Source organism: Proteus mirabilis ATCC 29906, from assembly GCF_000160755.1.
GTDB classification, from domain to species: Bacteria; Pseudomonadota; Gammaproteobacteria; order Enterobacterales; family Enterobacteriaceae; genus Proteus; species Proteus mirabilis.
The window spans coordinates 1-1,465 of record NZ_GG668589.1 but is presented as its reverse complement, the minus strand read 5'-3'; the positions used below and the strand labels follow the sequence as shown (position 1 = coordinate 1,465).

3 protein-coding genes are annotated in these 1,465 nt (G+C 32.9%); all 3 read right to left on the bottom strand.

Going from position 1 to position 1,465, the window contains the following annotated elements:
* Nucleotides 1-34 precede the first annotated feature (34 nt).
* Nucleotides 35-304 carry a phage holin family protein gene (locus HMPREF0693_RS17560; protein WP_004246990.1) on the bottom strand — a complete coding sequence of 90 codons (270 nt, stop codon included), beginning with the start codon at nucleotides 302-304 and terminating at the stop codon, nucleotides 35-37.
* Between the two features lie 443 nt (nucleotides 305-747).
* Nucleotides 748-999, bottom strand: a complete 252-nt coding sequence (locus tag HMPREF0693_RS17555; RefSeq protein ID WP_004251731.1) for a hypothetical protein — start codon at nucleotides 997-999, stop codon at nucleotides 748-750.
* A gap of 147 nt (nucleotides 1,000-1,146) precedes the next feature.
* Nucleotides 1,147-1,465 (bottom strand): hypothetical protein (locus tag HMPREF0693_RS17550; protein ID WP_004246988.1); only part of this gene is annotated, 319 nt, incomplete at its 5' end.

The window sequence follows — 1,465 nt, the reverse complement described above, 5'->3', positions numbered from 1 at the left end:
GTTGTTAGCGCCGCTATTTTCTGTTTGAGAGACATTAAATATCCTTTGACGCTTTCACCATTAATTCAGCAAGCCTTTTTAACGTTTCAGTCGGGTTTTGTGGGTCAACATGACGAACAAGCTCTTCAAATAATTGAGTGCGTTTTCGTTGCTCTCGGCGTGTCATAAAATAAGTGGCTAAACCAAGAAGCATGCTGAACGCCATCCCGATAACAAATCCCCATTCATATAATGAAAGACTGGCAAAAAATGCCGTTAAGCCTGCGGTTCCGTAAGTAACATTGGTTAATTTTTCCATACGCATAGTCACCCCCTGAGGAGTGTCCGTTGATGATTAGTGTGAAAGAGTTAAACATGTGAAGGTGAAACTTGAACTAACGTTATGATTTAGATTAAAACGAAAGTTTACAGTTCTCTTAAGGATAGTATTTTTACAAAAAAAACTTATTTGACTTAGTGCAAGTTTCTACATTAGTAAAACGAGTAAACTATGAGAGATGGCTAAAGTTTAGTTGATATATAACTAATCTATTTTAGTTATCGATTGCTTCTAATTATTATATAGTATCGCTATTAAAGCCTTCATCCGAGGGCTTCTTTTTTATAAATCTCATGAAACGATCATTACTCTCCCTAAATCACAGCATTCATTATCTAAGGTAAGGTTGTCTCTTCTAAAATTTAAGTAATACCTTTAGAAAAACTGTTTTTAAAATTCTTTTTACTCACACTATGAGTAACATTATCTTAATGTGAATTTCTCTTGGAATATGTATAAAATATTTTTCTGATATATATCCATAGCATGATACAAATAATAAACATATTTAAAATCAAAAAGTTAGATAATGACAATACTCCACCATGAATAAGCATTGGTATTAAATTAAGTAGTACAATGGTAAATATCAACCAAGCTATTCTCATTGATTTAAACATTACTTTTGACTCATATTTATCCGCATCCGCTATAAGCTCATCTGGTTCTTTAATTTTCATATCGACTCTTATTGTTAGCCTCATCAATATAAAAATAATACTTATTAGTCTTTTTACTTTAAAGATGTTTTTATTATAAGATCACGATCATTAAAAGACTCATATATTAGATAGCTTATAAAGTTAATTTAAACCAATAAGTTACATTCAAGAAAGGCTAGCATATTTTGAATGAATTAATGTTAATAAAGCCTCAGGCAACTGCTCTTCAAGTGACGCATTAGAAACAATCACAAGGCCGTACATGGATATCCATGTATTCGTTTGTTGTAAGTGTCCCTGAATAAATTGCCTCGCTTTCTCTAACAAATAAACACAACTCTCTTGTGTGTTTTTACGCCAATAGGATTCAATCGCCACCAGCAATGGAGCACCAGCATCACTAATTTTTTGCAAGCCGATCCGATATTGCTTTTTACCTGCGGGAGATGTCGTGCAAATTAGTTGTGTGAGTTGTTGAGTTTCG

What these genes read in the sequence shown, in the direction of transcription:
- HMPREF0693_RS17560 (WP_004246990.1), bottom strand. Translation starts at nt 304, where the DNA reads ATGCGTATGGAAAAATTAACCAATGTTACTTACGGAACCGCAGGCTTA.
- HMPREF0693_RS17555 (WP_004251731.1), bottom strand. Translation starts at nt 999, where the DNA reads ATGAAAATTAAAGAACCAGATGAGCTTATAGCGGATGCGGATAAATAT.